General features: G+C 61.5%; 20 protein-coding genes and 1 tRNA gene. 10 read left to right on the top strand and 11 right to left on the bottom strand.

What is annotated here, in order from left to right:
- Positions 1-141 precede the first annotated feature (141 nt).
- From eat to ACD590_RS20350, 5 genes are all read right to left on the bottom strand, one after another.
- On the bottom strand, positions 142-1506 hold the full coding sequence (gene eat, locus ACD590_RS20370; RefSeq protein ID WP_018243818.1) for an ethanolamine permease: 1365 nt from the start codon (positions 1504-1506) through the stop codon (positions 142-144).
- Positions 1507-1535: 29 nt separating this feature from the next.
- On the bottom strand, positions 1536-2282 hold the full coding sequence (eutC, locus tag ACD590_RS20365; protein WP_439003244.1) for an ethanolamine ammonia-lyase subunit EutC: 747 nt from the start codon (positions 2280-2282) through the stop codon (positions 1536-1538).
- Positions 2279-3715 carry an ethanolamine ammonia-lyase subunit EutB gene (locus tag ACD590_RS20360; protein ID WP_439003243.1) on the bottom strand — a complete coding sequence of 479 codons (1437 nt, stop codon included), beginning with the start codon at positions 3713-3715 and terminating at the stop codon, positions 2279-2281. Before ACD590_RS20360 ends, eutC begins: the two co-directional genes overlap by 4 nt.
- A gap of 545 nt (positions 3716-4260) precedes the next feature.
- Positions 4261-4337: transfer RNA gene (locus tag ACD590_RS20355), tRNA-Arg, on the bottom strand.
- Positions 4338-4391: 54 nt separating this feature from the next.
- Positions 4392-5555 (bottom strand): M20 aminoacylase family protein, encoded by a 1164-nt coding sequence (locus ACD590_RS20350; RefSeq protein WP_018517244.1) that lies wholly within the window; start codon positions 5553-5555, stop codon positions 4392-4394.
- A 157-nt stretch (positions 5556-5712) separates the two neighbouring features.
- On the opposite strand from ACD590_RS20350, the gene ACD590_RS20345 reads away from it, so the two are divergent.
- Complete coding sequence (locus ACD590_RS20345) at positions 5713-6846, top strand: D-alanyl-D-alanine carboxypeptidase family protein (RefSeq protein ID WP_439003242.1); 1134 nt, start codon at positions 5713-5715, stop codon at positions 6844-6846.
- Between the two features lie 15 nt (positions 6847-6861).
- On the top strand, positions 6862-8058 hold the full coding sequence (locus tag ACD590_RS20340) for a CobW family GTP-binding protein (protein ID WP_439003241.1): 1197 nt from the start codon (positions 6862-6864) through the stop codon (positions 8056-8058).
- 99 nt (positions 8059-8157) lie between these two features.
- Here the strand turns inward: ACD590_RS20340 and ACD590_RS20335 are convergent, their stop codons facing one another.
- The 5 genes from ACD590_RS20335 to ACD590_RS20315 all read right to left on the bottom strand — a co-directional run bounded on the left by ACD590_RS20335 (position 8158) and on the right by ACD590_RS20315 (position 11975).
- Positions 8158-8382 carry a sulfurtransferase TusA family protein gene (locus ACD590_RS20335; RefSeq protein WP_028734270.1) on the bottom strand — a complete coding sequence of 75 codons (225 nt, stop codon included), beginning with the start codon at positions 8380-8382 and terminating at the stop codon, positions 8158-8160.
- 5 nt (positions 8383-8387) lie between these two features.
- The gene (locus tag ACD590_RS20330; RefSeq protein WP_018448127.1) at positions 8388-9626 is read right to left on the bottom strand and encodes a L,D-transpeptidase family protein; all 1239 of its coding nucleotides are present in this window, start codon (positions 9624-9626) and stop codon (positions 8388-8390) included.
- Between the two features lie 197 nt (positions 9627-9823).
- On the bottom strand, positions 9824-10777 hold the full coding sequence (locus ACD590_RS20325; RefSeq protein WP_018448126.1) for an acetyl-CoA carboxylase carboxyltransferase subunit alpha: 954 nt from the start codon (positions 10775-10777) through the stop codon (positions 9824-9826).
- A gap of 62 nt (positions 10778-10839) precedes the next feature.
- Entirely contained in the window at positions 10840-11793 is a 954-nt protein-coding gene (gene xerD / locus ACD590_RS20320) for a site-specific tyrosine recombinase XerD (RefSeq protein ID WP_113543687.1), read from the bottom strand.
- Positions 11794-11798: 5 nt separating this feature from the next.
- Entirely contained in the window at positions 11799-11975 is a 177-nt protein-coding gene (locus tag ACD590_RS20315) for a hypothetical protein (RefSeq protein WP_012759201.1), read from the bottom strand.
- Positions 11976-12123: 148 nt separating this feature from the next.
- On the opposite strand from ACD590_RS20315, the gene ACD590_RS20310 reads away from it, so the two are divergent.
- Genes ACD590_RS20310 through ACD590_RS20300 form a run of 3 tightly spaced genes read left to right on the top strand, consistent with a single transcriptional unit; the run spans position 12124 to position 15151 of the window.
- Positions 12124-12714: a shikimate kinase gene (locus ACD590_RS20310; protein ID WP_018243808.1), complete on the top strand. Its 591-nt coding sequence runs from the start codon at positions 12124-12126 to the stop codon at positions 12712-12714.
- The gene (aroB, locus tag ACD590_RS20305) at positions 12711-13841 is read left to right on the top strand and encodes a 3-dehydroquinate synthase (protein WP_439003240.1); all 1131 of its coding nucleotides are present in this window, start codon (positions 12711-12713) and stop codon (positions 13839-13841) included. Before ACD590_RS20310 ends, aroB begins: the two co-directional genes overlap by 4 nt.
- On the top strand, positions 13841-15151 hold the full coding sequence (locus ACD590_RS20300; RefSeq protein ID WP_047620352.1) for an HlyC/CorC family transporter: 1311 nt from the start codon (positions 13841-13843) through the stop codon (positions 15149-15151). The genes aroB and ACD590_RS20300 overlap by 1 nt, the downstream gene beginning before the upstream one ends.
- A gap of 98 nt (positions 15152-15249) precedes the next feature.
- Here the strand turns inward: ACD590_RS20300 and ACD590_RS20295 are convergent, their stop codons facing one another.
- A complete protein-coding gene (locus tag ACD590_RS20295; RefSeq protein ID WP_018243805.1) occupies positions 15250-15534 on the bottom strand; it encodes a BolA family protein in 285 nt (94 codons plus the stop codon).
- A gap of 102 nt (positions 15535-15636) precedes the next feature.
- Between ACD590_RS20295 and ACD590_RS20290 the strand changes: the two genes are divergently transcribed.
- The 5 genes from ACD590_RS20290 (at position 15637) to ACD590_RS20270 (ending at position 21243) form a co-directional block, all read left to right on the top strand.
- A complete protein-coding gene (locus tag ACD590_RS20290; protein ID WP_018243804.1) occupies positions 15637-16254 on the top strand; it encodes a J domain-containing protein in 618 nt (205 codons plus the stop codon).
- 310 nt (positions 16255-16564) lie between these two features.
- The gene (gene cobS, locus ACD590_RS20285; protein WP_018243803.1) at positions 16565-17557 is read left to right on the top strand and encodes a cobaltochelatase subunit CobS; all 993 of its coding nucleotides are present in this window, start codon (positions 16565-16567) and stop codon (positions 17555-17557) included.
- 12 nt (positions 17558-17569) lie between these two features.
- Positions 17570-19471, top strand: coding sequence for a cobaltochelatase subunit CobT (gene cobT / locus ACD590_RS20280; protein WP_018243802.1), 1902 nt, complete (start codon positions 17570-17572; stop codon positions 19469-19471).
- Positions 19472-19495: 24 nt separating this feature from the next.
- Positions 19496-20533 (top strand): esterase-like activity of phytase family protein, encoded by a 1038-nt coding sequence (locus ACD590_RS20275; protein WP_439003239.1) that lies wholly within the window; start codon positions 19496-19498, stop codon positions 20531-20533.
- Between the two features lie 143 nt (positions 20534-20676).
- Positions 20677-21243 carry an ATP-binding protein gene (locus tag ACD590_RS20270; RefSeq protein ID WP_439003238.1) on the top strand — a complete coding sequence of 189 codons (567 nt, stop codon included), beginning with the start codon at positions 20677-20679 and terminating at the stop codon, positions 21241-21243.
- Positions 21244-21247 lie beyond the last annotated feature (4 nt).

Below are 21247 nucleotides of genomic sequence, written 5' to 3'. Positions count from 1 at the left end.
GACCCATCTGAATGGAAACGTGATGGTAAGGCCATCCGGGCTTTGCGCTCGAATTCCCCCGCCAAACTCGGCGGGGGTCGTTGATGTCGATGGAACCGGTTCGTCCGATTGCCTGCTTGATGATCGAGCCAGAGAGCCCTGTTACGCGGAAGCTGCCGCTTCCTTGGCGACGCCGCCTGACAGCAAGCGCCAGATACCGAACGCCACCGCGCCCATCGCCAGGAAGATCAAAAAGATCAGGAAGTTGTAGTAGATCATCGCCGCCAGCGCGACGAGCGCAAGCCCAAGGGCAATGGCCGGGACAACGGGATAGCCCCAAGCCTTGAACGGTCGGGCAAGCTCGGGCTCGGTCCGACGAAGTTTGAACAGCGATGCCATGGAGACGATGTACATGATGATCGCGCCAAACACCGACATGGTGACGATATTGGCAGTCAGCGGCAAGCCGCCGATCTGGATCAGGTTGTCGGAGAAGATCGCGGCAATGCCGACAACGCCGCCCGCGAGGATAGCAAGGTATGGTGTGCGGAATTTCGGATGGATCTTCGCGAGAACTTCCGGCAGGTAGCCTGCGCGGCCCAACGCGAAAATCTGCCTGGAATAGCCCATGATGATGCCATGGAACGATGCGATCAGGCCGAACAGACCGATCCAGACCAGCATATGCAGCCAGCCGGAGGATTCTCCGACGACGGCCTTCATCGCCTGCGGCAACGGATCGTTGATGTTCGACAGCGTGCGCCAGTCACCAACGCCTCCTGCGAAGATCATCGTGCCGAAAGCCAGGAATACGAGAGTGAGAATACCTGCGATATAGGCGATCGGCACGGTACGGGTGGGGTTCTTGGTTTCCTCGGCAGCCATTGCCGCGCCTTCGATCGCCAGGAAGAACCAGATGGCAAATGGAATGGCGGCAAAGATGCCTCCAATGGCGCCGACCGAGAATTCGGGGGCGCCAGCCCAGCCATTGGCCGCGAAGTTGGCGACGGAGAAGCCGGGCAGAACGACACCCATAAAGACCAGGAGTTCAATAATGGCGAGGATGGTAATGAAGAGCTCGAATGTCGCAGCGATGGTGACGCCGACAATATTGAGCGCCATGAAGACGATATAGGCGCCGACCGCCGCCATTTTCGGATCAAGCCCCGGGAACTGCACATTGAGATAGGCGCCGATGGCAAGCGCGATGGCCGGAGGGGCGAAGACGAATTCCACTAGTGTCGCAAAGCCCGCAACGAAGCCGCCGAGCGGGCCGAAGGCCCTGAGCGCGTACGCAAACGGTCCGCCGGCATGGGGAATAGCCGTCGTCAACTCGGTGAAGGAGAAAATGAAGGTGGTATACATGACGGCAATCAGGATCGTGGTGATCAAAAAGCCGAGTGTGCCGGCGGCGGCCCAGCCATAGCTCCAGCCGAAATATTCGCCCGAGATGACGAGGCCGACTGCAAGTCCCCATAAATGCAGCCCGGTCAGGCTCTTGGCGAGCGTCGGTTGAGAATTTGACATGATTGTTCCCCTTTTTTGTAGATTGAACTTTATGTTTCTTGGTGTGGCAGCGCTTCTATGGCGCCTTCGGCATTTTCCTTGAGATCGACACCGGTCAGCTGCAAGCGAAGCGCCTCCCGGACGATCCAAACGATCTTGTCCGCTGCGATCTCGTAGCTGAGCCCGTCGGCATGAATATTTGAAATACAGTTGCGCTCGCTGTCCCGCCGTCCCGATTGCGGTCGGAACGTGATGTAGGCGCCGAGACTGTCAGGCACGCTTAGTCCCGGCCTCTCGCCGATCAGCACGATGGCGACTTCCGCACCAAACGCCGCCGCCGCCTCATCACCAAATGCCACCCGCGCCTGCTCGCCCAATATCACCGGGGCGACGCTGAAGCCTCCGAGACGCTTCATGCAGGCCTTAAACAACGGCACTGCGTGGTGCTCGACCGCCGAGGCCGAAAGCCCGTCTGCAATGATGAAGGCGATATCATAACGATCGCCTGGGTTCGGGAGATCGTCTGCGTTAGTCTGGCGGCCGAGATCCGGGCGCGCCAGATAGATCGTGCGGTCTTTGGCGCGAGACCGAATCCGCACCGTCGGCACGGGCGCAAGCTGTTTGGCAAGGGCGACAAAATCCACGTGCCCATGTACGGCATCCCGCGCCCGGGCATGGGCAAGCTGGAAGTCGAGAATTGCCGATGTCGGCAAGGCGTCGCCGGCTCTTCCAAGCCCAATCCGGGCGCGTGTGGCGTTGCGGAACCGTGCAAACGGATCTCGTTCGAGGGGACTCATGCCGATGCCCTGTAGCTCAAGAGATTGCGGGAAAAGGCGCCCGAGGCGCTGGCCGGCGCAAGACGACCCGTGTGATCAAGCATGCCCATGCGATGAAGCCAGGCTTCGAATTCCGGAGCGGGCGGACGATTGAACTGGTGCCTGAGGCCGACAATATCGTGGTAGGAAAGGCTCTGATAATTGAGCATGACGTCGTCGGCGCCGGGCACTGCGATGAGGAAGCTGACGCCCGCGACAGTCAGCAACACCATCAGATTGTCCATATCGTCCTGGTCGGCTTCCGCATGGTTCGTGTAGCAAACGTCGACCCCCATCGGCACGCCAAGCAGTTTGCCGCAGAAATGATCTTCGAGCCCGGCGCGGATAATTTGCTTGGCGTCGAAAAGATATTCGGGGCCAATGAAGCCAACCACTGTATTGACGAGCAACGGATTGAGTTCACGTGCAACGGCATAGGCCCGCGTCTCGACCGTCTGTTCGTCGACACCATGATGGGCGTCGGCCGAAAGAGCGCTGCCCTGGCCGGTCTCCAGATACATGACATTGTTTCCGACCGTGCCGCGTTTCATGGAAAGTGCTGCCTGCTGGCCTTCCCTGAGGATGGCGAGATCGACGCCGAAACCCTTGTTGGCGGCTTCCGAGCCGGCGATTGACTGGAACACCAGATCGAGCGGCGCTCCAGCCTCGATCGCCTTGATTGACGTGGTGACATGGGTCAACACGCAGGATTGGGTCGGGATATCGAACCGTTCGCGCAGCCGGTCGAAAAGAACCATCAATCTTGTGCAGGCCTCGAGATTGTCGGTCGCCGGGTTGATGCCGATGACCGCATCGCCGATCCCGTAGAGAAGTCCGTCGAGCGTCGAGCCGGCAACGCCTTCAGGATCATCGGTGGGATGATTGGGCTGAAGACGGCTCGATAGTCGGCCGGGCAGACCGATCGTGGAGCGAAAGGCGGTGACCACCTTACATTTGCCGGCGACGGTGATCAGATCATGGTTGCGCATGATCTTGGAGACCGCCGCGACCATTTCGGGGGTGAGGCCTGGTGCAATGGCAAGCAGTTTTTCGGCGGTCGCGTCATAAGAGAGAAGCCAATCGCGAAACTCACCGACCGTCATATGAGATACCGGCGCGAATGCCATCCCATCATGGCGGTCGACGATCAGTCGACTGACCTCGTCGACCTCGTATGGGATGACGAGATCCTCCAGGAAAGTCTTGAGAGGCATATCCGCGAGCAGGTAACGGGCGGCCACGCGCCGCTCATTGCTTGACGCTGCGATCCCGGCCAGCACGTCACCTGATTTCAGCGGCGAAGCGCAAGCCAATACCGATTTCAGATCCTGAAAGACATGGCGTTCGCGTCCTAGAACGATCGAATATGTTGTCATCTGCTCCTGGCCGTCGATCAGCCTATCCTCAATGCCCATCCACCTTTTGTGGGCATTCGCCGGCTTCCGCCGAGCATGTTTTTGCTCGGCCCCATATCCAGCAACGCAAGATGCGTGCCATTTAATGGGCTAACGTACGAAGGCAACCGTTCCAAAGGCTCTGCATGGCGGGCTATGACCGCTTACGCAGCTCGCCTCTCGCAGCGACTGTTTTCAATTTAGGGTGGTTGTATCCACATTACGATAACATGCTCCGATATGCGCACATTTGCGCCCGGCTCAACGCTGATTGCGAAAATATTCGTTGATCGTGCTGATCCGTGGTTCTGGCACGAGGTGCTTGTTCGGTGGGGCAGTCTGTGCTGAGACGCGATCGTCAATTTTGAGCGAACTGACCGTGGATCGACGCCGATGTCGAAAAACTAGCCAGCTGAGCAAATCAATGAACCGGCAATTCTCTTGCCCCCAAGAGTTGAGGTCGTGCGGTTCCCGCACGACAATCGACCTAGTCATTAGCGGACAAAGACTGGTTTCCCACGACATCGAACGTGCGTTCGGTCAAGGGGGATAACCATCTGATTGACTGGTGATCCCGGCGCGATTCGAACGCGCGACCCCCAGATTAGGAATCTGGTGCTCTATCCTGCTGAGCTACGGGACCACTTGAGTGCCATGCATACAAAAGGCTTGGCGGGAAGCCAAGCCTTAATTGTTGCTAGAGGCCGAGGCGCTGTTCGGCGAGGCGGACCCAGTAGGAGATGCCGTGGGCGATGGCTTCGTCGTTGAAGTCGTAGGCCGGGTTGTGGAGGCCGGCGCTGTCGCCGTTGCCGATGAAGATGAAGGCGCCGGGGCGGGCGTTCAGCATGTAGGAGAAATCCTCGCCGCCCATCATCGGATCGATCTCGGCGTTGACGTTCGCCGCGCCGGCGATGGCGCTGGCGGTGGCGACCGCATGCTCGGTCTCATCGGGGTGGTTGACGGTGACGGGATAGTTGCGGTGGAAGCTGATTTCGGCCTCGGCGCCGTGGGCAGCAACCAATCCCTCGACGATCTGCCGGAACCGCGTCTCGGCGAGCGTGCGCACCTCGGGGTCGAGGGTACGGACCGTTCCGGCGAAGGTCGCATCGTTCGGAATGACGTTATGGGCGAAACCGGCATTGAACTTGGTCACCGAGACGACGACCGAGCGCAGCGGATCGGCACTGCGCGAGGCGATCATCTGCAGGTTGGCGACGATCTGGGCGCCGATGGCGATCGGGTCGATCGTCCGGTGCGGCTGGGCGGCGTGGCCGCCGCGGCCCTTGATGGTGACGGTGAATTCGTCGGTCGCCGCCATGATCGCGCCCTTGCGGGTGGCGAACTGGCCGACCGGCAGGCCCGGCAGATTGTGCATGCCGTAGACCTCTTCGATAGCGAAGCGCTCCATCATGCCGTCCTTGACCATCAGATTGCCGCCGCCGCCGCCTTCTTCGGCGGGCTGGAAGATGACGGCGACATTGCCGTTGAAGTTGCGGGTTTCGGCCAGGTATTTCGCGGCGCCGAGCAGCATGGCGGTGTGGCCGTCATGGCCGCAGGCATGCATCTTGCCCGGCGTCTTCGAAGCCCAGGGTTTGCCAGTGATCTCGGTGAGCGGCAGGGCGTCCATGTCGGCGCGCAGGCCGACCGTGCGGGAGCCTTCGCCCTTGCCCTTGATCAGGCCGACGACACCGGTGCGGCCGATGCCGGTGACGATCTCGTCGACGCCGAATTCCTTGAGTTTTTCGGCGACGAAGGCGGCCGTATTTTCCACCGCGAAGAGGAGCTCGGGCCGGGCATGAATATGGCGGCGCCATTCGGCGACCTCGTCCTGCAACTCCGCGGCTCTGTTCAAAATCGGCATATCGGCGTTCCTGTTATGAAATCTCGACAATCTTTCATCGCATCACAAGGGTGTGAGGCTGTGGAAATTACTTAGTCAATGACCTTTGCCATGTCATAGCCATATAGGCTAAATAGGGGAAGATTTCGAGATTTTCCTGATATCTGAAGGACGAACCGTGTCGACGCGCCACTTCCGTTTGTTTGCTGCCTTGCGGCCGCTTTCTTTCGTATCAGCGGCGACTGCCGTTTTTCTGGGCTCCGTTTCGCTTGCCCAGGCCAATCCGCATATTCTCGTCGACGTGCAGACCGGCCGCGTGCTCGAGCATGAAGAAGCCTTCCGCAAATGGTATCCGGCCTCGCTGACCAAGCTGATGACCGTCTATACCGTGTTCGATGCGATCCGCGCCGGGCAGATCAGCCTCGATACGCCCATCGTCATGAGCAAGCGCGCCGCCGCGCAGCCTGCCGCCAAGATGTATTTCAAGCCGGGCCAGAAGCTGACGCTCGACAGCGCGCTGAAGATCCTGATGGTGAAATCGGCTAACGACATCGCGGTCGCGGTCGCCGAAGCCATCGGCGGCACGCAGGAAGGCTTCGTGACGCGGATGAACAGCGAGGCGCTGAAGCTCGGCATGACGGATTCGCATTTCGTCAATCCGAACGGCCTGCCCGGCAAGGGTCAGTATACAACGGCGCGTGACCTTGCGGTGCTGACGGTGGCGCTGCGCCGCGATTTTCCGCAATATGCCGGTTATTTCGCGCTGGAGGGCTTCACCACCGGCCAGCAGAACGTGCCGAGCCTCAACATGCTGATCGGCCGCTTCGCCGGCGCCGATGGCATGAAGACCGGCTTCATCTGCGCCTCGGGCTTCAACCAGATCGGTTCGGCGACGCGCAATGGCCGCACGCTGATCTCGGTCGTGCTTGGCACCGACAGCCTTGCAGCGCGCGCCGATGCGACGGCGAACCTTTTGCAGAAGGGCTTCACCACCCAGCCTGCCAGCAACGACACATTGGGTTCGCTGAGACCCTACGGGTCGGGACAGGACCAGGTGACCGACATCAGCGCCGATATCTGCAGCGCCAAGGGCGCCAAGGTGCGCAGCGAAACGCGCGACGAGGTCGGCCGCATGAGGGTGCAGTCACCCTATATCCAGCCGATGGACCACGATCCGCAATTCGTCTTTGCCGGCCTGATTCCGGGCCAGGATCCGCAGCCGGCTGCGCAGCCGGAAAAAATGGCACGGGGCGATACCGCGGGAACGCTCGCCAACGTGCCGGTGCCGATGCCGCGCCCGACATCCTTTTAAGCTAAGGTAGATGACATGAGCGCGCTCAAAGACAGGATTCCGGTCACCATCCTGACCGGCTTTCTCGGCGCCGGCAAATCGACGCTGCTCAACCGCATCCTCAAAGACACCGTGATGAAGGATGCGGCCGTTATCATCAACGAATTCGGCGATGTCGGCATCGACCACCTCCTGGTCGAAAGTTCCGGCGATTCGATCATCGAGCTGTCCGACGGGTGCCTTTGCTGCACCGTGCGCGGCGAGTTGGTGGATACGCTGGCGAACCTGATGGACGCGGTGCAGACGGGCCGCGTCAAGCCGGTCAAGCGCGTCGTCATCGAGACAACAGGCCTTGCCGATCCTTCGCCGGTCATGCAGGCGATCATGGGCAATGCCGTCATCGCTACGAATTTCGAGCTCGACGGCGTCGTTACCGTCGTGGACGCGGTGAATGGGCTGCAGACGCTCGATAATCACGAGGAAGCGCGCAAGCAGGCGGCGGTCGCCGACCGGCTGATCGTCTCGAAAAAGTCGATGGCCGAGGCGACGGACGGGCTGGAAAAGCGCCTGCGGGCGCTCAATCCGCGTGCGGTGATGATGGATGCCGACAGCACTGATGCGGGCAGTGCCGCAGTACTGGTCAACGGGCTCTACGATCCGGCGACGAAGATTGCCGATGTTGGCCGCTGGCTGCAGGACGAGGATGCACACGAGGCGCATCACAATCACGACCACGGTCGTGATGGACATCACAATCACGATGATAATCGTGATGGCGATCATGGCCATGATCATGCTGGTCACCACCACCATCATCACGCTCATGCGGATCAGGATCCGCATGACGTCAATCGTCACGATGTCTCGATCCGTTCTTTCTCGATCATTGAGGAGAAGCCGATCGATCCGATGGCGCTCGAGATGTTCATCGATCTGCTGCGTTCGGCCCATGGCGAGAAGCTGTTGAGGATGAAGGCGATCGTGTCGGTCTCCGACCGGCCGGATCGGCCGCTCGTGCTCCATGGGGTGCAGAGCATCTTCCATCCGCCAGTGCGGCTTCCCGCCTGGCCGGGGGAAGACCGGCGCACACGCATGGTGCTGATCACCAGGGATCTGCCGGAAGCCTTCGTGAAGGATCTCTTCGACGCCTTCCTCGGCAAGCCGCGCATCGATATGCCGGATCGTGCGGCGCTCTCCGACAATCCGCTCGCCATTCCCGGCCTCAGAATTTAGAGCATGTCGCGCAAAAGTGTGCAGCGGTATTGCGATAACGACATGCGTAAAACAAAGAGCTAAAGCGCGGGAAGCGAATCTGAAAGATCGCGACGCGCTTTAGCGCTTGCGGATCAGGAAGCGATGGCCGCTTTCGGTCTTTTCCGTCTCGACCAGTTCGTGGCCGTCCTCATTGCAGAAATGCGGCATGTCGATCACAGCAAGCGGATCGGTGGTGTCGACGCGAATGAGTGTGCCGCTCGCCATGGCGGCGAGCTTCTTGCGTGTCTTGATCACGGGGAAGGGGCATTTCAGGCCGCGAAGATCGTAGAGAACGGGGGGCAAGCCGTTCAGTTCCGCGCCCAGAATTTCCAGAACGGCTTCTTTGCCGCGGCTTCCGCCGTTTCCTGCGGTTCGGGAGCCGTGTAGGCGAGGGGATTCTGCATCGGGTTCTGCATCGGCACCGGCACGACCGCAGGTGTCGCGGCAGCGACGGCCATTGGCTGCGGCTGGGCAGGTGCTGCAGGCGTGGCGCCAGGCGCGCTTTTGGCGGCGAGGCCCTGCGCGGTGCGCTTGGCCATCAGGTCTTCGAGTTCGGCGACCTTGACCATGCGGCCGGCTTCCAGCGAGGTGCCGGTCGGGGCGTAAGCAAGTTCGCGGCCCTTGCGCGTCTTGGCGACCACGGCCTTGCGCTCGGCTTCGGTGGGATCGTACCAGGCCATGCCGTCAAATTTGCTCATCGCCTTGGCATAATCGGCATCGTAGGTCTTGCCGTAGGAGGCGAGAGCTGCGGTCAGCGCCGGCGGCGTCGACATAGCCGGGCACTTGCCGGCGGCGTTGAAGGCGCCGCCGTCGGTTGCCTGCTGATTGAAGACGTATTTCTTCTCGCAGACGTTCACCTCGGGCGGGCGCTTCGTCACTTCGAAATTGTCGTAGCCGACCTTCAGCATCTTCCAGAAGTCGTAACTGCTGTCGAGGCGATGCTTCACCATGTTTTCCGCCGTCATGCGGAAGGGGAAAGCCTGCAGCTGCACCGTCGCCTGGCCGCCCTTGAAAGCGTCGCGGGCGAAGGCGTAGATCTCCAGCACCTGCTGGTCGGTCATCGAATAGCAGCCGGAGGAGGAGCAGGCGCCATGGATCATCAGATCGGAACCGGTGCGGCCGTTCGCCGCGTCGTAGCGGTTCGGGAAGCCGGTGTTGATCGCCAGATAATATTTGGAATTGGGGTTCAGGTTGGCGCGCGTCAGGTCGTAGAAACCTTCCGGCGCCTGCCGGTCGCCGGTCTTTACCTTCGGGCCGAGACGGCCGGACCAGGCGCAGATCTTGTAATCGGCGATCTTGTCAAAACGGTTGTCGGTCTTCGCCTTCCAGATCTCCATGGCACCTTCCTCCTTGAAGATGCGGATCATGATCGGCGAATTGCGGTCCATGCCCTTGGCGGACATCTGAGCAAGGATGTGGCCGGGAAGCGGTTGCTCGACCTTGTTCTTGACCTTGGAAAGATCGACCTGCGCGGTTTCCAACGCGTCATTGCAGCCGGACAGAGCCAGCGCCATGAGGGAAATATAGGCAAAATGACGTATGCGCATCCAAACTAGCCCATAAAGATAGTGCCACCCGGTCCGCCTATGGAGTCCAGGCATCAGAAGGAATCATAGGCGGCTTATACTTTATAAACCCTTACCAGCCTATGACTTTGCCACGAACGTCCCCGCAAGCGCGAGTGTTACAGATAACATCAATGTGGCCAAGATTTGGCCCCAATCGGCGAAGAGCCGAATGTCTGTTAGAGATTGCGGCCCATTGCGAGGAATTTCTGCCGGCGGTCGTTGCGCAACTGCTCGCCGGAACGGGACGCCATTTCGGCCAGGGCATTGGCGATCATATCGCCGGTCGCGGCAATGACGCTGTCGGGATCGCGATGCGCGCCGCCGAGCGGCTCGGAAATGATGCCGTCGATGATGCCGAGCGATTTCAGGTCTTCAGCGGTGATCTTCATGTTGGTCGCCGCTTCCCGGGCGCGGGTGGAATCGCGCCAAAGGATGGAGGCTGCCCCTTCGGGCGAGATGACGCTGTAGATCGAATGCTCGAGCATGTAGACCCTGTTGCCGGTGGCAATGGCGATGGCGCCGCCCGAGCCGCCTTCGCCGATGACGACGGAGACGAGAGGAACCTTGACGCCGAGACACATTTCCGTCGAGCGGGCAATCGCCTCGGCCTGGCCGCGCTCTTCGGCGCCGACGCCGGGATAGGCGCCTGCCGTATCCACCAGCGAAATCACCGGCAGGCCAAAACGATCGGCCATTTCAAGAATGCGGATCGCCTTTCGGTAGCCTTCCGGACGGGGGCTGCCGAAATTGTGCTTGATGCGGCTCTTGGTGTCGTTGCCCTTTTCCTGGCCAATGACGGCGACCGGCTGGCCGCGAAAGCGGGCAAGGCCTGCCTGGATCGCTGCATCCTCGGAAAACTTGCGGTCGCCGGCGAGCGGCGTGAATTCCTGGAACAGCGTCTTGGCGTAATCGACGAAATGCGGGCGCTGCGGATGGCGGGCGACCTGCGTCTTCTGCCAGGGATTGAGCTTGGAGTAAATTTCGACGATCGCCTCACGGACGCGAACCTCCAGCCGGCCGATCTCATCGGTGGTGTCGATGCTCTCGTCTTCCGTCGCGAGCTTCTTCAGCTCGATAATCTTGCCTTCGAGGTCGGAGATCGGCTTTTCGAAGTCGAGATAATTGTGCATGAGGTGCGTTTCCGTTCCTTGTGCCCGGGGCGTTTTCCTGGCTCCGCCCCATGTCGCCGGTCCTATTCGTGCTTTTTCGCCTGTTTGGCAAGGGGGTGATGCGTCTGGACAAGCTGCTGCAGCCTCTCTTCGAGGACATGTGTGTAGATCTGCGTGGTCGAAATGTCCGAATGGCCGAGGAGTTCCTGTACGACGCGCAGATCGGCGCCGTTGGCCAGCAGGTGGCTGGCAAAGGCGTGGCGCATGACATGCGGCGAGATCAGCGACGGCGTCAGGCCGGCGCGGATCGCCAGGTTCTTGAGGTCGCGGGCAAAAACCTGGCGCGGCAGATATCCCTCCTTCGAGGCGGAGGGAAACAGCCAGGCGCTTTCCGGCGGTTCCTTCGCTGCTGCATTTTCGGTCGCCAGCAGGCGCCCGTAGGATTTCAGGGCTGATATCGCCGATTGCGACAGCGGCACCAGCCGTTCCTTGTTGCCCTTGCCGCGGATCATCAGGAAACGGCCTTCCTGATCGAGCACGCGGGCAGGAAGCGAAACGAGTTCGCTGACACGCATTCCGGTGGCATAGAGCAGCTCCAGCAGTGCCAGCATGCGCAGGCGGTGCAACTGGCCCGGAGCCGCATCCTCCGCCTCGGCCTCGGCCTGCGAAAGTAACCTGCCGACCTCCTCGACACCCATCGTCTTCGGCAGCGGGCGGCCCTTCTTCGGCGCATCGAGAATGCCTGTAGGGTCGTCGGTCCTTAGGCCCTCGGCATAGAGGAACTTGTAGAACTGCCGCATGGCCGCAAGCCGGCGCGCCTGCGAGGAGGGTTTGAAGCCCTTTCCGGCGAGTGAGGAGAGATAGGCGGCAAGATCGGCGGAGGCGGCTTCGGTAAGCCGTATGCTGCGCTCCTTCAGGAAGGATCTGACATCGTCGAGATCGCGTTCATAGGATTGCAGCGTGTTGGCGGCAGCACCCCGCTCGGCGCTCATCATCTCCAGGAAGGATTCCACATGGACGCGACCGAGATCCACCATGCCGGTCACTTCCTGGTCGTGTCGATCGCACCCGTGGCGGGCGGATTGACCCGCTCGGACGGAATGCGGATCGTCACGTCGCGCTGCTGCGGCTCCACGAAGGTCACAAGCGCCAGCATCGCTCCGTAGACCGTCCCGGCGAGGATCGCGCAGACGAACAGGAAACGGAACAGGGTCGGCATTCAGCAACTCCTTCATGCTCTGCTTCTGTTATAAGAAGCCTATCTGCAAGTGCAAGAAGCGGTATTCAAGCCATGATTCCCTTGTCCGCGACTTGACGCTCCACCTGCATTTGTCGATACCGTTTGCAAACAAAGTGTGAATGGACCGATGAGTGAACAACTGCTGACCGTTGCTGACAGCTTGAGAGACAGAGCTCGCGCCGCGCTCGGTTCACGCAATCTGATCCTTGTCGGCCTGATGGGCGCCGGCAAATCCTCCGTCGGCCGCATCGTCGCCAGCCAGCTCGCCATTCCCTTCATCGACAGCGATCTGGAGATCGAGCGGGTGTCGCGCATGACGATCGCCGAGCTTTTCGCCGCCTATGGCGAGCAAGAGTTCCGGGCGTTGGAAGCGCGGGTGGTGAAGCGGCTGCTAAAGAGCGGGCCGCGTGTCGTCTCCACCGGCGGCGGCGCCTTCATCAACGACCGGACGCGCAAGCATATCAAGAAGGGCGGCCTTTCCGTCTGGCTGAAGGCCGATCTCGACGTGTTGTGGGAGCGAGTCAACAAACGCGACACGCGGCCGCTGCTGAAGACCGAAAATCCGAAGCAGACGCTCGAGGGCCTGATGAATGCGCGCTATCCGATCTATGCGCAGGCCGATATCACCGTGCTTTCGCGCGACGTGCGCAAGGAAATCATGGCCGACGAGGTCTTAAAGGCCGTGATCGAAGCTCAGAAGGAAAGTGCAGCGTCATGAATGCGATAACCTCCGCCGCCGCCATCCGAACGGTGCATGTGCCGCTCGGCGAGCGCGCCTACGACATCCTGATCGGGCCGGGGTTGATTGCGCGAGCCGGCGCCGAGATCGCCACCCGGCTCAAGGGCCGCAAGGCGGCTGTTGTCACCGACGAAAATGTCGCGCCGCTCTATCTCAAGGCCCTCGTCGCAAGTCTGGATGAAGCGGGTATCGCCTCGGCTGAGGTCGTCCTGCCGGCCGGCGAGAAGACCAAGAGCTTCGAACATCTGATCACAGCCTGCGACAAGGTGCTCGAAGCCCGCGTCGAGCGTAACGATTACGTCATCGCGCTCGGCGGCGGCGTCATCGGCGATCTTTCGGGATTTGCGGCCGGCATCGTCCGCCGCGGCGTGCGCTTCGTCCAGGTGCCGACTTCGCTGTTGTCGCAGGTCGATTCCTCCGTCGGCGGCAAGACCGGCATCAATTCCCGCCATGGCAAGAATCTGATCGGTGTCTTCCATCAGCCGGACCTGGTTCTGGCCGATACAGATGTGCTGAATTCGCTGAGCGCGCGCGAATTCCGCGCAGGTTACGCCGAGGTCGCGAAATACGGGCTGATCGACAAGCCGGATTTCTTTGCCTGGCTGGAAGCGAACTGGAAGGCGGTTTTTACCGGCGGCTCCGCGCGCATCGAGGCGATTGCCGCGAGCTGCCAGGCGAAGGCCGATGTCGTCGTCGCCGACGAGCGCGAGAACGGTCAGCGGGCGCTGCTCAATCTCGGCCATACCTTCGGTCATGCGCTGGAAGCGGCGACCGCCTATGACAGCTCCCGCCTCGTGCATGGCGAGGGCGTTTCGATCGGCATGGTGCTGGCGCATGAATTCTCCGCACGGATGAACCTTGCAAGCCCCGACGATGCGCGGCGCGTCGAGCGGCATCTGAAGGAGGTCGGCCTGCCGACCCGCATGTCCGATATTCCAGGCGACCTGCCGCCGGCCGAAACGCTGATGGACGCGATCGCCCAGGACAAGAAGGTCAAGAGCGGCAAGCTCACCTTCATCCTGACGCGCGGCGTCGGTCAGTCCTTCGTCGCCGACGATGTTCCGGCGTCCGAAGTGATCAGCTTTCTCCGGGAAAAACACGCCTGATGTCGATCGAAGGCGCTCTGGCATTTCTCGAGACATACTGGCCGGAGATCCTTTCGATCACGGCGCTCGTGCTCATGTCCGCCTTCTTTTCCGGCTCCGAGACCGCGCTGACCGCCGTTTCGCGCAGCCGTATCCATACACTCGAAGTCAACGGCGACGAACGCGCCGGCCTCGTCCGGCAGTTGATCGAGCGGCGCGACCGGCTGATCGGCGCGCTGCTCATCGGCAACAATCTCGCCAACATCCTGTCCTCCTCGATCGCCACCAGCCTCTTTCTCGGGCTGTTCGGCAGTTCCGGCGTGGCGTTGGCGACACTCGCGATGACCGTCATCCTGGTTATCTTCGCGGAAGTGCTGCCGAAGAGCTGGGCGATTTCGGCGCCTGAGCGCTTCGCTCTCGCCATCGCGCTGCCGGCCAAGCTCTTCGTCACCGTCGTCGGCCCGGTTTCCTCCTTCGTCAATGCGATCGTGCGGCAGATTCTTTCGCTGTTCGGCATCAATCTGTCACGAGAGACATCGATGCTGACGGCGCATGAGGAGCTGCGTGGCGCCGTCGACCTGCTGCACCGCGAGGGATCGGTGGTGAAGGCCGACCGCGACCGCCTCGGCGGCGTGCTCGATCTCAGCGAACTCGAACTGTCCGACATCATGGTCCACCGCACCGCCATGCGGGCGATCAACGCCGACGATCCGCCGGAAGCGGTGGTGCGCGTCATCCTCGAAAGTCCCTATACGCGCATGCCGCTGTGGCGCGGCACGATCGACAACATCATCGGTGTCGTCCACGCCAAGGATCTGCTGCGGGCGCTTGCCGAGCCGAACATGGAGCCGCAGAACCTCGATATCGTGAAGATCGCGCAGAAGCCGTGGTTCGTGCCCGACAGCACCAACCTCGAGGATCAGCTCAACGCCTTCCTGCGCCGAAAGCAGCATTTCGCCGTCGTCGTCGATGAATATGGCGAAGTGCAGGGCATCGTCACGCTGGAGGATATTCTCGAGGAAATCGTCGGCGACATTTCCGACGAGCACGATATCGAGATACAGGGCGTGCGTCAGGAGGCCGATGGTTCCGTCGTCGTCGACGGCGGCGTGCCGATCCGCGACCTGAACCGCGCGCTCGACTGGAGCCTGCCCGACGAGGAGGCGACGACGATTGCCGGCCTCGTCATCCATGAATCGATGACCATCCCGGAAGAGCGCCAAGCCTTCACCTTCTACGGCAAGCGTTTTATCGTCATGAAACGGGAGAAGAACCGCATCACCAAGCTGCGCATCCGTCCCGCCGGGGAAGACGGCACAAAGCCCACCTGATCCCAGTCATCAAATTGCTACAGCGTGTAGCGCGTCTGAAAAGGCGCGCGGCACTGTAGGATTGCGGGCCGCCAATGCCCATATAGGCTTTGGCGCCGCTACCAGCGGGTCGGTTCGCCGGGTGCTGCCGGTTCGACGGCCAGCGCATGCAGGCCGGCATCGAGCTCCGGTTTCAACAGGTCGGTGATTGCCCGGTGGCGCGCCAGCCGCGACATGCCGGCGAATTTTCCGGAAACGATCCTCACCCGCATATGGGTTTCGCCGGTGCCGGTGATATCAGGCTGGTGGCCGGCATGCAGATGGCTTTCGTCGATGACGCTTACGCGTTCGGGCGCGAAGGCTTCGACAAGTTTTTCTTCGATGCGGGTTCGCAGGGTCATCATCCGGTCTTGCTGGTTCGCGAAAAGGGTACCTACCAAGCCAGCAACATTCCCGTTTGTCAATTCTTGTTGTCGCTTCGCGACAGCCCCATAATTAGCGCCGTCATGAGACTTGATTCCAAATATTTCGATCGCATCCGAACACGCCGCAAACGCGAGCAGGAGACAGAGCAGGCGCCGCCTACCTGTCAGTGGGACGGCTGCGACAAGAAGGGGGCGCATCGCGCTCCCGTCGGCCGCAATGCCGAAGGCCAGTTCTTTTTGTTCTGCTTCGAGCACGTCAAGGAATACAACAAGGGCTACAATTATTTCTCCGGTCTTTCGGACGGCGAGATCGCGCGTTACCAGAAAGAGGCGATCACCGGCCACCGGCCGACATGGACGGTCGGCGTCAACAAGGCGGCGAAGGACAGTCCGCTGCATTCGGAGGTGCGCTCCGGCGCCTATACGCGTGTTCGCGATCCCTTCGGCTTCGTCAAGGAAGGCGGCAAGGGCAGCGGGCCGCGTTTCCCCCAGGCGCGCAAGCTGAAATCGCTCGAAACCAAGGCCTTCGAAACGATGGGCCTCGACGCCAATGCGACATCGGCGGAGATCAAGAGCCGCTACAAGGAACTGGTGAAGAAACACCATCCGGATGCCAATGGCGGCGACCGCGGCTCGGAGGAGCGTTTCCGCGCCGTCATCCAGGCCTATCAATTGTTGAAGCAGAACGGTTTTTGTTAATTCCCGTCCTTGCTCTTGGGCTTCAATCGGGTATGGTCCAAATCGGCTGAGGCCGCAGGCAAACGCGGCTCATATTTGTGCGTTTTCCCGACATCGCCTCCGCCGACCTTCCGGACGCGGCGTTTCTTGTCCGGGACTCTTTCAAGAATGCTCGCACGCGGTCATTATCCCGCCGAGGTTTCGTTTCAGTCCCGGAGAAGCATCGCCGACGTTCCGACCTGGACGGGCGCGGAATAAAAAACGCGGCGTCACGGTTGCGACATGGCCTGAGATAGTATGGCCGGGTGGCATCACCCGCCTTGGAGACATGATGAGCAAGATCGACCTTGATATATCCGAACTGCCCGATACCACCGTTTCGGTCCGCGAGACCTTCGGCATCGATTCCGATATCCGAGTTCCCGCCTACAGCAAGGGCGACGCCTATGTGCCGGACCTCGATACCGACTACCTGTTCGACCGCGACACGACGCTCGCCATTCTCGCCGGCTTCGCCCATAACCGCCGCGTGATGATCTCCGGCTATCACGGCACGGGCAAGTCCTCGCATATCGAGCAGGTGGCGGCGCGGCTCAACTGGCCTTGCGTGCGCATCAACCTCGACAGCCATGTCAGCCGTATCGATCTCGTCGGCAAGGATGCAATCGTCGTCAAGGACGGGCTGCAGATCACCGAGTTCAAGGATGGCATCCTGCCCTGGGCCTACCAGCACAATGTGGCGCTCGTTTTCGACGAATATGATGCCGGCCGCCCCGATGTGATGTTCGTCATCCAGCGCGTGCTCGAATCCTCCGGCCGCCTGACGCTGCTCGACCAGAGCCGCGTCATTCGGCCGCACCCGGCCTTCCGTCTGTTTGCGACTGCGAACACGATCGGCCTCGGCGACACGACCGGCCTCTATCACGGCACGCAGCAGATCAACCAGGCGCAGATGGACCGCTGGTCGATCGTCACCACGCTGAACTACCTGCCGCATGATCACGAAGTGAATATCGTCGCCGCCAAGGTGAAGAGCTTCGGCAGTGACAAGAACGGCCGCGAGACGGTTTCGAAGATGGTGCGCGTCGCCGACTTGACGCGCGCGGCCTTCATGAACGGTGATCTGTCCACAGTCATGAGCCCGCGCACGGTCATCACCTGGGCCGAAAACGCCGAGATCTTCGGCGATCTCGCCTTCGCCTTCCGCGTCACCTTCCTCAACAAGTGCGACGAGCTGGAACGCCCGTTGGTCGCCGAGCACTATCAGCGCGCCTTCGGCGTCGAGCTGAAGGAAAGTGCCGCCAACATCGTTCTCGGGGCTTGAGACCGACCGATCATGGCAGCTCGCGGTGACAATTCGAAAGCAAAACCCGGCGCCCCTGTCGACGTCGAGCCATTGCGCCGGGCGATAACCGGCTGCGTGCGCTCGATCGCCGGCGACGGCGATGTCGAGGTGACCTTCGCCAATGAACGGCCGGGGATGACCGGCGAGCGCATTCGGCTGCCGGAACTTTCCAAGCGGCCGACGGCGCATGAGCTGGCGGTCACCCGTGGTCTCGGCGATTCGATGGCGCTGCGCCTTGCCTGCCATGACGAGAAGGTGCATGCGACGATGGCGCCGCAGGGCTCGGACGCCCGGGCGATCTTCGATGTGGTCGAGCAGGCGCGCGTCGAATCGATCGGCGCGCTGCGCATGGAGGGCATGGCGTCGAACCTGCGCTCCATGACGGAAGAGAAATACTCCAAGGCGAATTTCACCGGCATCGAGCGCCAGGAAGACGCACCGGTCGGCGAAGCCGTCGCGATGATGGTGCGCGAGAAGCTGACCGGCCAGCGCCCGCCCGGCTCCGCCGGCAAGGTGCTGGACCTCTGGCGTGACTTTATCGAGGACAAGGCAGGGCCTGAACTCGACAACCTGTCCAGCGCGATCAACGACCAGCAAGCCTTTGCCAAGGTCATCCGCAACATGCTGTCGGCCATGGAAATGGCCGAGGAATACGGCGACGACGACAGCGATGCCGACAATGACGATCAGTCGGAGCAGGAAGACCAGTCGAGCGGCGACGAGCAGGACCAGGACGAGGTCGACGAGGATGCCGGCACGGATGCCGCCCCTGTCGAGGACAGCGAGGTCGCCGACGAGCAGATGGAGGACGGCGAGACCGAAGGCGCCGAAATCTCCGATGACGACATGATGGAAGAAGGCGAGGACGATTCGGAAACGCCGGGCGAGACCCGCCGTCCAAACACGCCTTTCGCCGATTTCAACGAAAAGGTCGATTATCACGTCTTTACCGAAGAGTTCGACGAGATCATCACCGCCGAGGAACTCTGCGACGCCGCCGAACTGGAGCGCCTGCGCGCCTTTCTCGACAAGCAGCTGGCGCATCTGCAAGGTGCGGTCGGCCGTCTCGCCAACCGGCTGCAGCGTCGCCTGATGGCGCAGCAGAATCGCTCCTGGGATTTCGACCTGGAAGAGGGTTATCTCGATCCGGCCCGGCTGCAGCGCATCATCATCGACCCGATGCAGGCGCTTTCCTTCAAGATGGAGCGCGACACCCAGTTCCGCGATACCGTCGTCACCCTGCTCATCGACAATTCCGGCTCGATGCGTGGCCGGCCGATCACGGTTGCCGCCACCTGCGCCGACATTCTCGCCCGTACGTTGGAGCGCTGCGGCGTCAAGGTCGAGATCCTGGGCTTTACGACCAAAGCCTGGAAGGGCGGGCAGGCGCGTGAAAACTGGCTTGCCGGCGGCAAGCCGCAGACGCCGGGCCGCCTCAACGACCTGCGCCACATCATCTACAAGTCGGCCGACGCGCCGTGGCGGCGCGCGCGCGCCAATCTCGGGCTGATGATGCGCGAGGGCCTGCTCAAGGAAAATATCGACGGCGAGGCGCTGATCTGGGCGCATAATCGCCTGCTCGCGCGCCGTGAGCAGCGCCGCATCCTGATGATGATCTCGGACGGGGCGCCGGTCGACGATTCGACGCTGTCGGTCAATCCGGGCAATTATCTGGAGCGGCACCTGCGTGCCGTCATCGAACAGATCGAGACGCGCTCGCCTGTCGAGTTGCTGGCGATCGGCATCGGTCACGACGTGACGCGCTATTATCGCCGCGCCGTGACGATCGTCGATGCGGATGAGCTTGCCGGTGCGATGACCGAGCAGCTTGCTTCGCTGTTCGAAGACCAATCCGTCCAGCCGCGCGGCGGCCGGCTACGCCGTGCCGGCTGACGCCGCTCAAAGGAAATGCCTGGCATGACGCTCAAGCGCCTCTGCCATACGGCGTCGATTGTTCTTTGTCTCGCGTCAGGCGCTTTCCCGTCGTGGGCCGGCGACGACGTGCCGGTCATTAGCCGACAAATCTCCGATTTCAGGATCGGCTCTTCGGAGACGAAATTCGGATCGCTGGAATTTGTCGGCGGTCTGGAGATGGTCTCCAGCAGAGCGTTGTTCGGCTCGCTCTCCTCCATCCGTTTCCGGCAGGACCAAAAACATTTCGTCGTCGTGCTCGATACCGGCCAGTGGCTGACCGGCAGCATCGAACGTGACGTCAAGGGCAGGCTTTCCGGTCTTTCGGATGTCGAGATCACGCCGATGAAGAACAGCGCCGGGCGCAGCTTCGAGGGCAAGGGGCATATGGATGCCGAGGGCCTGGCGCTCGACGGCGACCGGATCCTGGTTTCCTTCGAGCAGGATCATCGCGTCGATGTCTATCCCGATCCCGGCTTTGCCGATTCGGGCGCGATCGCCACTTTGCCGATCCTCATCCCGCGGAAGATGCTGAGCGACAATCGCGGCATCGAGACCATCACCGTGGCGCCGGCATCGAGCCCGCTCAAGGGCGGCGTGGTGGTCGTCTCCGAACGTGGTCTCGACAAAGACGGCAACCGGTTGGCGGCCATTCTCAGCGGGCCGCTGAAAGGGCGTTTCGCGGTTAAGCGGGACGGCAGCTTCGACATCACTGACGGCGCCTTCCTGCCGAACGGCGACCTGCTGCTGCTGGAGCGTCGCTTCAACATGGCCGAAGGCATCGGCATGCGTCTTCGGCGCATCCGGGGCGCCGCTATCAGGCCTGGCGCCGTCGTTGAGGGCGAATTGCTGCTGGAAGGCAATTTCAACTCGCAGATCGACAATATGGAAGGGCTCGATGCTTTCCAGGCTGCGGACGGCACGACTCATATCATTCTGGTCTCGGACGACAATCATTCGATCCTGCAGCGCAATCTGATGCTGGAATTCCGGCTTTCGGAAGAGGCCGCGTGGGCAGCGCCGAGTTCCCAGAAGCGGAATTGATCCAAGCCATCGGCCCGAAAATCGGAATCGATTTTCGGAAAGCACGATGCCTAGATTCACGTCAGACCGATGTCCTATGCCTCGGCTATCCCGCCGCAATCGGCCGGCTGCCGTATCGGGAAGCAGTCTTTGGAGGGAGATTCATGGTGCATATCCACGTCCTGGGCGCGTCCGGTTCCGGCACGACATCGCTTGGCCGCGCGCTTGCCGAAAGGCTCGATATCACCCATCTCGACACCGACGATTTCTTCTGGATGCCGACCGATCCGCCGTTCACGACGCCGAGGAATGCCGACGAGCGCATCCGGCTGCTGCTCGAGGAAGCGGCGCGGCACGACGGCTGGGTCCTCTCCGGATCGGCGCTGAAATGGGGAAGGCCGATTGAGCCGCTCTACGATCTGATCGTGTTCCTCAGGATAGACCCCGAGCTTAGAATGGCGCGCATTCTTGCGCGGGAGCTTGCCCGCTACGGCAGCAGAATCGGGCCCGGCGGCGACATGGCCGCAAAAAGCGGGGAATTCCTGGAATGGGCGGCCAGCTATGACACGGCCGGTACCGAGCGCCGCAGCCTTGCGGCACATGAACAATGGCTGGAAACACAGACAGCGCCGGTGCTGCGGCTCGATTCATCGCTTGGTATCGACGATCTGGCGGCGGAGGTGCTGCTGCATCCTGCCATCGCCGCCGGTGCAGTCCGGCGGCGTCCGTAATCTA

Source organism: Rhizobium sp. 862_C5_N1_2, from assembly GCF_051811205.1.
In the GTDB taxonomy this organism is placed as follows: Bacteria; Pseudomonadota; Alphaproteobacteria; order Rhizobiales; family Rhizobiaceae; genus Rhizobium; species Rhizobium leguminosarum.
The sequence above is the reverse complement of the archived record's forward strand: the minus strand, read 5'-3'. Positions and strand labels throughout refer to the sequence as shown.

Bases quoted from the DNA above. Each gene is read 5' to 3' on its own strand.
- eat (WP_018243818.1), bottom strand. From the start codon at position 1,506: ATGTCAAATTCTCAACCGACGCTCGCCAAGAGCCTGACCGGGCTGCAT.
- eutC (WP_439003244.1), bottom strand. From the start codon at position 2,282: ATGAGTCCCCTCGAACGAGATCCGTTTGCACGGTTCCGCAACGCCACA.
- ACD590_RS20360 (WP_439003243.1), bottom strand. From the start codon at position 3,715: ATGGGCATTGAGGATAGGCTGATCGACGGCCAGGAGCAGATGACAACA.
- ACD590_RS20350 (WP_018517244.1), bottom strand. From the start codon at position 5,555: ATGCCGATTTTGAACAGAGCCGCGGAGTTGCAGGACGAGGTCGCCGAA.
- ACD590_RS20340 (WP_439003241.1), top strand. From the start codon at position 6,862: ATGAGCGCGCTCAAAGACAGGATTCCGGTCACCATCCTGACCGGCTTT.
- ACD590_RS20330 (WP_018448127.1), bottom strand. From the start codon at position 9,626: ATGCGCATACGTCATTTTGCCTATATTTCCCTCATGGCGCTGGCTCTG.
- ACD590_RS20325 (WP_018448126.1), bottom strand. From the start codon at position 10,777: ATGCACAATTATCTCGACTTCGAAAAGCCGATCTCCGACCTCGAAGGC.
- xerD (WP_113543687.1), bottom strand. From the start codon at position 11,793: ATGGTGGATCTCGGTCGCGTCCATGTGGAATCCTTCCTGGAGATGATG.
- ACD590_RS20315 (WP_012759201.1), bottom strand. From the start codon at position 11,975: ATGCCGACCCTGTTCCGTTTCCTGTTCGTCTGCGCGATCCTCGCCGGG.
- ACD590_RS20310 (WP_018243808.1), top strand. From the start codon at position 12,124: ATGAGTGAACAACTGCTGACCGTTGCTGACAGCTTGAGAGACAGAGCT.
- aroB (WP_439003240.1), top strand. From the start codon at position 12,711: ATGAATGCGATAACCTCCGCCGCCGCCATCCGAACGGTGCATGTGCCG.
- ACD590_RS20300 (WP_047620352.1), top strand. From the start codon at position 13,841: ATGTCGATCGAAGGCGCTCTGGCATTTCTCGAGACATACTGGCCGGAG.
- ACD590_RS20295 (WP_018243805.1), bottom strand. From the start codon at position 15,534: ATGATGACCCTGCGAACCCGCATCGAAGAAAAACTTGTCGAAGCCTTC.
- ACD590_RS20290 (WP_018243804.1), top strand. From the start codon at position 15,637: ATGAGACTTGATTCCAAATATTTCGATCGCATCCGAACACGCCGCAAA.
- cobS (WP_018243803.1), top strand. From the start codon at position 16,565: ATGAGCAAGATCGACCTTGATATATCCGAACTGCCCGATACCACCGTT.
- cobT (WP_018243802.1), top strand. From the start codon at position 17,570: ATGGCAGCTCGCGGTGACAATTCGAAAGCAAAACCCGGCGCCCCTGTC.
- ACD590_RS20275 (WP_439003239.1), top strand. From the start codon at position 19,496: ATGACGCTCAAGCGCCTCTGCCATACGGCGTCGATTGTTCTTTGTCTC.
- ACD590_RS20270 (WP_439003238.1), top strand. From the start codon at position 20,677: ATGGTGCATATCCACGTCCTGGGCGCGTCCGGTTCCGGCACGACATCG.